The 8471-nt window shown below is 63.9% G+C and carries 7 protein-coding genes; 6 read left to right on the top strand and 1 reads right to left on the bottom strand.

The window, feature by feature from the left end; genetic code table 11:
* A partial coding sequence (locus tag D0N36_RS19095; protein WP_190242769.1) for a hypothetical protein occupies window positions 1–1202 on the bottom strand: 1202 nt, incomplete at its 3' end.
* Between the two features lie 208 nt (window positions 1203–1410).
* Between D0N36_RS19095 and D0N36_RS19090 the strand changes: the two genes are divergently transcribed.
* The 6 genes from D0N36_RS19090 to D0N36_RS19065 all read left to right on the top strand — a co-directional run bounded on the left by D0N36_RS19090 (window position 1411) and on the right by D0N36_RS19065 (window position 8210).
* The gene (locus D0N36_RS19090) at window positions 1411–3672 is read left to right on the top strand and encodes a hypothetical protein (RefSeq protein WP_116943408.1); all 2262 of its coding nucleotides are present in this window, start codon (window positions 1411–1413) and stop codon (window positions 3670–3672) included.
* A gap of 30 nt (window positions 3673–3702) precedes the next feature.
* Complete coding sequence (locus D0N36_RS19085) at window positions 3703–4455, top strand: glycosyltransferase (protein WP_116943407.1); 753 nt, start codon at window positions 3703–3705, stop codon at window positions 4453–4455.
* A gap of 496 nt (window positions 4456–4951) precedes the next feature.
* Window positions 4952–5701 carry a class I SAM-dependent DNA methyltransferase gene (locus D0N36_RS19080; protein ID WP_116943406.1) on the top strand — a complete coding sequence of 250 codons (750 nt, stop codon included), beginning with the start codon at window positions 4952–4954 and terminating at the stop codon, window positions 5699–5701.
* Window positions 5702–5815: 114 nt separating this feature from the next.
* Window positions 5816–6772 carry a glycosyltransferase family 2 protein gene (locus D0N36_RS19075; protein ID WP_199798375.1) on the top strand — a complete coding sequence of 319 codons (957 nt, stop codon included), beginning with the start codon at window positions 5816–5818 and terminating at the stop codon, window positions 6770–6772.
* Window positions 6773–7002: 230 nt separating this feature from the next.
* On the top strand, window positions 7003–7746 hold the full coding sequence (locus tag D0N36_RS19070; RefSeq protein WP_190242768.1) for an ArnT family glycosyltransferase: 744 nt from the start codon (window positions 7003–7005) through the stop codon (window positions 7744–7746).
* A complete protein-coding gene (locus tag D0N36_RS19065) occupies window positions 7713–8210 on the top strand; it encodes a hypothetical protein (RefSeq protein WP_147320988.1) in 498 nt (165 codons plus the stop codon). The genes D0N36_RS19070 and D0N36_RS19065 overlap by 34 nt, the downstream gene beginning before the upstream one ends.
* The last annotated feature ends 261 nt before the right edge of the window (window positions 8211–8471 follow it).

The following is an 8471-nucleotide window of genomic DNA, read 5'->3' as shown; positions in this document are numbered from 1 at the left end:
CACCAGCGCCGGGGCCACCCGGCCCCGGCCGGGCCCCAGCAGCCCCAGGCCCAGCACCAGCAGCGCCAGCAGCTGCGCCCCGTAGGTACGCTCGTTGAGGGTAGTAAAGTCCAGCTGCCGCGGTTCTGCATCGACGACATGTACTCCTTCAGCTCGTAGGGCGCGTACTCGCCCACTTTCCAGTAGGGGTTGGTGTTTTCGCGGAAAGCCGTCAGGCCGTCGCCGTGGCCGATGTGGGTGAGCTGGCGCAGTGTAGCCTGCACGGTTTCGGAAATCAGTAGCGGATAGTAGCGGGGCGAGAGCAGGATCTGGCGCAGGATGCGCTGGTACTCGGGTTGGTTGGCGTTCCAGCCGCCGGTGCGGTTGAGCGGGCTGTTGGCGTCCCACATAAACGTAATGGCGTCGTTGGGCAGCTGGTCGCGAAATTTACAGAGCTGGTACTGGTTGCCGGGGCCGCAGTTGTCGGCCAGAAACTTCTCCAGCACCCCGTTCTCGGAAAGCCGTGCCATCAGGAAGGCTGAAGAAGCGCGCGACAGCGTGAAACCGCCGCCGAAGCCCGCGTGTAGGGCAGGCAGCACAACCCAGCCGGCCAACGAAACGGCCAGCGTGAGCAGCCAAGTGGGCCGGTGCAGTACGCCGCGCCTAAACAGGTGCTGCCACCAGCCCACTGCCCCCACCGCCAGCACCGTGAGCAGTACCGTGAGCAGGTTGGAGGAGTGCATGATGGCTGCCAGCAGCAGCACGGCCAGCAGGGCCACCCGCTCGGGCCAGGCCGGCCGGCTCAGCAGCAGCAGCGCCAGCGCCAGCAGGCCAACGGCCGTGAAAATGTCGGGCATCAGCTGGCTGCAGTACCAGGCCACGCCCGTCAGCCAAACCACGGCGGTTACCAGCGCCAACCGGCCCGCAGGGTGCCGCAGCCGGGGCACAAATACGGCCGTTGTGCGCCACAGCAGCCCCGCCAGCAGCAGCCCCTGCGCAAAAATCACGAGCCAGAGGCTTTTGCGCAGCCCCGTGGCCGCCGTCCATAGCCCGTAAGTAAGGGGTCGGTCGTCGGGCACCGTGAAGTGGATGGCGCTGTTGAGGTAGGTGCCCGAGTCGGAGGTTACAAGCGGGAAGCCGTTGTAAAGGCCGGCGCTGATGAGCACCAGTGCGGCCAGCAGAAGCCAGAAAAGGGACGTGCCCGCACGGCGCAGGGTTAGCATAAAAAGGATGGCATAGGAGGAGGCCGATAGAGGGTGCCGGCCCGCGAACGGCCGGCCAAAGATAGGAAGTGCGCCGCCAGATCAACCGCAATATTTTACCCAACCCCGTCGGGACGGTTCGTTATGCGGGGCGGCCCTATATTTGGCTCGTCGTTACCTTATATCTACCCGTATAGTTTTGCCAGCTTTTGTTTCTCAACGGCGCCATGTGGTGCCCATTCTGGTGTTGGTGCTGCTGACATTGGGGCTGATGTATTGGGCCCTGGGCCCCCTGCTGCTGCATCCGGGGCAGACTGTGTTTGCCGGCGACGGCGACGCCACCAAAAACTATTACTCGCTGCTCTACCACGTCCGCTACGGACAAGGCACCCACTTTACCGGGATGCTGTACCCCTACGGAGAGCACCTGACCTATGCCGATGGCCAGCCGCTGCTGGGCGTGCCGCTGGCCACGCTGCAGGGCTGGGGTCTGCCTGCGGCCGATTGGGCCCTGGGCCTGATGAACGGGCTGCTGTTTCTGTCGCTGGTGGTTACGGCCGTGGTGGTTTACCTGCTGTTGCGGCGGCTATTGCTGCCGGCCGCCCCTGCAGTGGTGGGCGCGCTGCTCATCAGCTTTCTTTCGCCCCAGCTAATGCGCTGGATGGGCCACTACGGGCTGGCTTACCTGTGCGTGGTACCGCTGCTCTGGTATGCGCTGGTGCGGGCGTTTGATGCGCCTGGCAACTGGAGGCCGCTGGTGGGCTACGTGGCCGTGGGGCTGCTGGCCGGCCTGCTGCACCCGTATTTTTTGCTGCTGGCGGCGCTGCTGGGCCTGGCATACGCGCTGGTGGCCCTGGCCCAGCGCCGGGTTGGCGGCTACCCGCTTGCCTTTCTCGGGCGGGTGGTGCTGGCGGCCGTGCTGCCCGTGATACTGTTCCAAGTTTTCATGGCTCTCACCGACGCCGTCACCGACCGGCCTTCCACGCCCTACGGGTTTCTGGTGTACCGGGCCAGCTTTGCCAGCGTCTTTTTTCCCAACCTCGATCCGCTGGCTTCATTCTGGCGCACGGCCTTTCATACTCCGGAGACTACGGGCGAAGGCTGGGCCTACGTGGGGCTGGTGGGGCTGGTGGTGCTGCTGCTCACGGCAATTAAGGCGCTAGGGTACCTGCGGCGCGGCCGGCTGCGGCTGGTGCTGGTACCGGTGTTGCCGGAGCCGTTGCGCATTGGCCTGTATGCGGGCCTGCTCACGCTGCTCTTCGCCTGCGGTGTGCCGTTCGTTTTCGGGCTGGAAGGGCTACTGGACTGGATAAAGCCGCTTAAGCAGTTCCGCTCGATTGGCCGCTTCGCCTGGATATTCTATTACTTTTTCACGGTGTACGCCGTATTCTACCTCTACCAGCTGGCCCGCTATCTGCGCCAGCACGGGGCCGGCCGGTTTGCCCGCACCTTTCTGCTACTGATTGTGGCCGTGTGGGCCTGGGAAGCCCGGACCAACTTCGCCACTTGGGCCAAGCGCATCCGCGATACCAACAAGAGCCCGCGCTACTCCTACCAGGCCCTGCTGCATTCTCCCGAGCCGTTCATCCGGTTCGCGGCCTGGCAAAAGCTGCCCTACGGAGACTACCAAGCCATTCTGCCGCTGCCGTATTTCCTGCTGGGGCCCGAGCAGTTCGGAACCAACGACATTCCGGGGTCGGCTTATGAGGCCATGCGGGCTTCGCTGCGCTCGGGCCTGCCCATTGTGGCCTCGGCCATGTCGCGTACTTCCCAGGCGCAGGGCCTGGCATCAGCGCAGCTGCTGTCGGCTCCAGAAATTCCGAAAACTATCATCGGCGACTTCCCTTCGCGCAAGCCCCTGTTGCTGCTTGTGACCAACGAAAACCTGTCGCCGGCCGAGCAGCACTTAGTGTCGTTGGGCCGACTGCTACTCCAGGATGAGTCGGTGCGGCTGTACGCGTTGTCCCTTGCCGCCTTCGATGCCGCGCCCTACCGCCGCGCGGCCCTTGCTGCCGCGGCTGCCACCCCTACCCGCCCCGATGTGCTGCGGCGTACCTGGCCCGCCGCTCAGCCGGCGGCCCTTACCCCGTTCGGTGGCGGCTCCCTGAAAGGACGCGGCCTGGTTCAGCTCTTCGCGGGGCCGGTCCCGCAGGCCCAGGACACCACGCATTATGCGGTGTCGGTCTGGGTCCGGCTGAAAGGCATGAGCACCCTGCCCATCCTGAAAGTGCGGGAGTTGGACGCTCAAACCGGCGAGCTGGTTAGTGAGCACGATGGCTTGCCCCGGCACAGCCTCGAAGTATACCGCGGCTGGGTGCAGACGGCCGTTAAGCTGCGGCCGCAGCAGCCGGGCAACCGCTTGGAAGTGGCGCTGGAGGGCGACGAGCCATTCGAAGTGGCCAACCTGCTCATCCGACCCGCCTACATCAATGTGTATGACCAGCCCGTGCCCGGCCGCTCCTTTAAAAACAACTTTCCTTTACAAGATTAAGCTGCCCCGGCGCTTTTCTTTCGCTGCCTTATGCCCGTTCCGGTCGATTTAGTTCTGCCCTGTTACAACCCCCCCGCCGACTGGGCCGCTAACCTGATCGGGAGCATGGCGGCGCTACAGGGATACCTGCCGGAGGTGGAATTTACGGTGCACGTTGTCAACGACGGTTCGGCCCACCCACCCACGCCGGCCGAGCTGGACCTGCTGACGGCGCAGTTGCCCCGGTTCCACTATTCGTCTTACGCCCAGAACCACGGCAAAGGCTACGCGCTGCGCTACGGCATAGCGGCGGCGCAGCACTCCATCTGCCTGTTTACTGACATCGACTTCCCTTACGAGGCGCAGGGCGTGGCCGACGTGGTACGAGTTCTGCTGACCGACCAGTGCGATGTGGCCGTAGGCGCCCGCACCGATAGCTACTACGAGCAGGTGCCGGCCGTGCGCACAGTCATTTCCCGCTCGCTGCGCTTCTGCACCCGTCACCTGCTGCGCCTGCCCGTTGCCGACACCCAGTGCGGCGTGAAAGGCTTTAACAGCGCCGGTAAGGCCCTGTTTCTGCAAACGCAGGTCGACCGCTACCTCTTCGATCTGGAGTTTCTCTACTGGGCTGCCCGGGTGCCTGGCCTACGCGTGCGGCCCGTACCGGTGCAGTTGCGGCCCAGCATCGTCTTCAGCCGCATGCCCCTGGGCCTGCTGCTGCGCGAGGGCTACAACCTGCTGCGCATTGTGCGGCGGCCCCCACCGGTGCTGCCGGGCAGCCGAGCGAGCCTGCACAGCGGGTAACATTACTGCTCCGGCCTTGGGTGTTTATTGGCAGAAGCAGGCCAGGGCCTAACAGGTACGGTTCGAAGAAACAGCAGGGCGGCCACGCAGAAACCGCTGCAGCACAAACACGCACAAAACGGGCACGAGGCGACCATAGGAAAAGGCAGATTCGAGTTTTGAAAGCAACCAAGACATCTGTGGCCGCTTATGGCGCAATGCTTCTGCGTTGCAACCGGCGAATCAATTTGCTGTGCCAAGGATAGCGGCTGGCCTAGCGGTGTCACGTTCGAGCGGGACCAAAGGCAGCAGCCCAGCACTCCTGCAGCATCTGTTGCCTTCCCCGTCGGCCAGTGTGTTGGCCTGCCAGGCATGTGGGCCCTGGCCTGCCGGCAGCAGATGCAGGAGTTATCCGTGAAATAAGATTTCCCTTTCCTACCCCGCTATATTTGTCTGATAAAGCGGCCCGCAAACAGTTAGTTGTGACACCTTCCTGCTCTGCAACCGCATATTTCTGATGGATAAGCAATACGAAGCCCAGTACCACAGCCTGGAAGAGCAGAACTGGTGGTTTGCGGGCCGCCGCCACATGGTGTGGGAGCTGATTGCGCAGCTGCAGCTCCCGAAGTCGGCCGCCGTACTGGAAATCGGCTGCTCGGGGGGGCCGCTGCTGCGGCAGTTGCGCGAAGCCGGCTACGCCCATGTAACGGGTATCGATGTGAGTGAGCCGGCCATAGCGCTGGCCAAGGAGCGGGGCCTGCCCGACGTGCACGTGATGGACGGCGCCCGGCTCGACTTTACCGACCAGTCCTTCGACCTGGTTATTGCTTCCGATGTGCTCGAACATATTGCCGACGAGCAGGCCGCGCTTCAGGAGTGGCGCCGGGTGCTGCGCCCTAGCGGGCAGCTGCTGGTATTCGTGCCGGCCCACGCCTACCTCTGGAGCCAGCACGATGTGGTAAACCACCACTTCCGCCGCTACTCGCGCCGCCACCTGCGCGAGGCGCTGCAAGCCAACGGCTTCCAGGTGCAGCATCTGGGCTTCTGGAACAACTTGCTCTACTTCCCCACGGCCGCCGTACGGCTGTTGCAGCGCGTGCTGCCGCCCCGCCCCCAGGGCGACCTGCTGACGCTGCCGCCCACCACCAACAAGCTGCTGCTGAACCTGCTCAAGCTGGAAAACCAGTTCAGTAAAAAGGTGGCGGTGCCGTTTGGAGTCAGTGTATTCGCCAGCGCCACGGTTGCAGCACAAGGTTTGTCATCCTGAGCGGAGTGCATAACCTGTGCAGAGAGTAATCAATAGGTATAGCTTCTGCATAGGTTCTGCGCTCCGCTCCGGATGACACTATGCTCACCCCCTCATTCCATCTCTTCTCCCGCCGTGGACCTGTCCGTCATCATCCCCATCTACAACGAGGAAGCCAACATCGGGACGCTCTACGAGCGGCTGTGCGAGGTGCTCGACCCGATGGCGCTGCCCGGCGGCTACGAGCTGATCTTCGTCAACGACGGCTCGCGCGATGAGTCGCTGGCCCTGATCCGGCTGTTGGCGGCCCGCGACGAGCGGGTGCGCTACGTGGATTTCAGCCGCAACTTCGGCCACCAGATTGCCGTGACGGCCGGCCTCGACCGGACCGCCGGGGAAGCTGTGGTTATTATTGATGCCGACCTGCAGGACCCGCCCGAGCTGATTCCGGCGCTGTACCAGAAGCTGGGCGAAGGCTTCGAAGTGGTGTATGCCAAGCGCCGGAGCCGCCAGGGTGAAAGCGCCGCCAAAAAGCTCACGGCTAAGCTGTTCTACCGACTGCTGGTGAGTATCACCCACATTTCCATCCCCGTCGATACCGGCGACTTCCGGGTGGTGTCGCGCAAGGTGGTGGAAGCGTTGCGCCAGATGCCGGAGCAGAACAAGTTTATCCGGGGCCAGATTTCGTGGATTGGCTACCGCCAGACCTACCTCGAATACGACCGGGCCGAGCGGGCCGGCGGGGCCACCGGCTACACCTACCGCAAAATGTTGCGCTTGGCCCTCGACGGCATCACGGCCTTCTCCGATGTGCCCCTGAAAATGGCCACCATCAGCGGCTTCGTGGTGTCGGGCCTTGCCTTTCTGGTGATGCTCTACACGCTCTACGCCCGCCTCGTTAGCCACGACTACCAGCCGGGCTGGGCGTCGCTCATGGTGAGCATCCTGTTTCTGGGCGGCGTACAGCTGATTGCCGTGGGCATTATCGGCGAGTACATTTCGCGCCTCTCGGCCAATGTCCGCCAGCGGCCCCTCTACATTGTGTCGGAAGAAAGCGAGGGAAGCTCCACCGCAACAGGGATAAGGCGGTAACAAGCCCGGTCCGGCCGAGTGGTTTCAGGAAGAATTTGCGCGTATCTTTTCCCGGTGCTTTCTTCTGCTTCCCCCTCCTGGCTGCGCCATTGGCGCCGCTACGGCCCTTTTTTGCTGCTATTAGCGCTGGCCTATTTCCCCTTGTTCTGGCAGCTTACCTCTTTTCCGGTGCAGCAGTGGGACGAGGCGCGCACGGCCCTCGACGGGCTGGGTATTCTTGTTCACCACGATTGGCTGGTAGTGCGCTACCTGGGCGAGCCGACCTCTGGAATAGCAAGCCTCCGCTCTGGACCTGGCTGCTGGCTGGCAGTATCCGGCTGCTGGGACCCACCGAGCTGGGCCTGCGGCTGCCGGCGGCCTTGGCGGCACTGGCCACAGTAGGAGTGGTGTATGCTACGGCTACCCACTGGCTGCGCAGCCGGTTGGCGGGGTTGCTGGCTGGCTTGGTACTGCTTACCAGTCCTGGTTACGTAACCTTCCATGTTGCCCGCACCGCCGATTTTGACTCGCTACTGACTCTGACTACCACTGTGGGAGTGGTGAGCTGGCTTGCCTACCTGCGGACGGGCCGGGCGCGCTGGGCCTGGGCTACGGGCGGCAGCTTTGCCGCTGCCGTACTAACCAAGGGCATTGCCGGCGCCATGTTCGGCCCCGGGCTGCTGCTGGCCCTGGCCCTGACGGGCAGTGGCTACCGGCTGCGACGACCCACGCCCTGGCTGGCGGCCGGGTTGGTACTGGCAGTGGTGGTCATCTGGTACACCGTGCGCGAAATGGCTGCTCCGGGATACCTGGCGGCCGTATGGCAGTACGAGGTGGGCGGCCCTGCCGGCCAGCAGCTGGAGGGGCACTACGAGTCGTTCAGCTACTACTTCGACCTGCTGGCCGGTGGCAAGTTTGCGCTCTGGCTACTGCCGGCCCTGGCAGGGGCTGGGCTGGGTTGGTGGCTGCCGCGCGCAGCCGGGCCTGGTGGCTGAGCCGGGTGCTGACGGCCATAGTCGGCTCGTTTTACCTGGTACTCTCGCTCTCGCAAACCAAACTGGCGTGGTATGATGCGCCGGCGTACCCGTTGCTGGCGCTGCTGGCGGCGGCAGGTCTCACCGAAGCTTTCCGGCTGGCGCAGGCTACCACCGGCCGGCCAGTGAGCTACGCGGCCCGGCTGGGTGGGGTGCTGGCACTGGCTGCTTTTTCCTACCTGAACCAGGTTCAGTACCTGCGCCAGCTTTCCAAAGTTCGGTTTGAGAACCACCAGCTGGTATATGGCCACCACCTGCGCCAGCAGCGGCAGCAGCTACCCGAACTCCGCGACTACATAATCGGTACAGATGGCTCGTTTAATGATGCGCCGGAGTTCTATCGGCTGGCGGCCGAATACCAGCACGGCCACCGCGTGCGGCGGCTGGCCCCCTGGCAGCACAGCGAGGCCGGCCGGGCCAACTAGTAGCCGTGTGTGGCCAGAAAGCTACCCAAGCCTGGCAGCAGAGCTTCCAGACAACAATACTGGTACAGTCTGACTCCTGCCTGACGCTGCGCCTCGGCCCGCGCCGCTAGGCTCGCCAACTGTCTGCGGGCCGAGGCGCAGCTTCCCGGACGCTGGAAAAGGGGACTAGTTTAGCTTGGCCAGGGTAGTTTCCAGCTCGGCCAGGGTGGTTTCCTGGAAGCGCAGCGTATCGGGTGGGGTGGCGGCGGGGGTGGGTTGGTG

This window comes from Hymenobacter lapidiphilus (assembly GCF_003417065.2).
Classification (GTDB): Bacteria; Bacteroidota; Bacteroidia; order Cytophagales; family Hymenobacteraceae; genus Hymenobacter.
The sequence above is the reverse complement of the archived record's forward strand: the minus strand, read 5'-3'. Positions and strand labels throughout refer to the sequence as shown.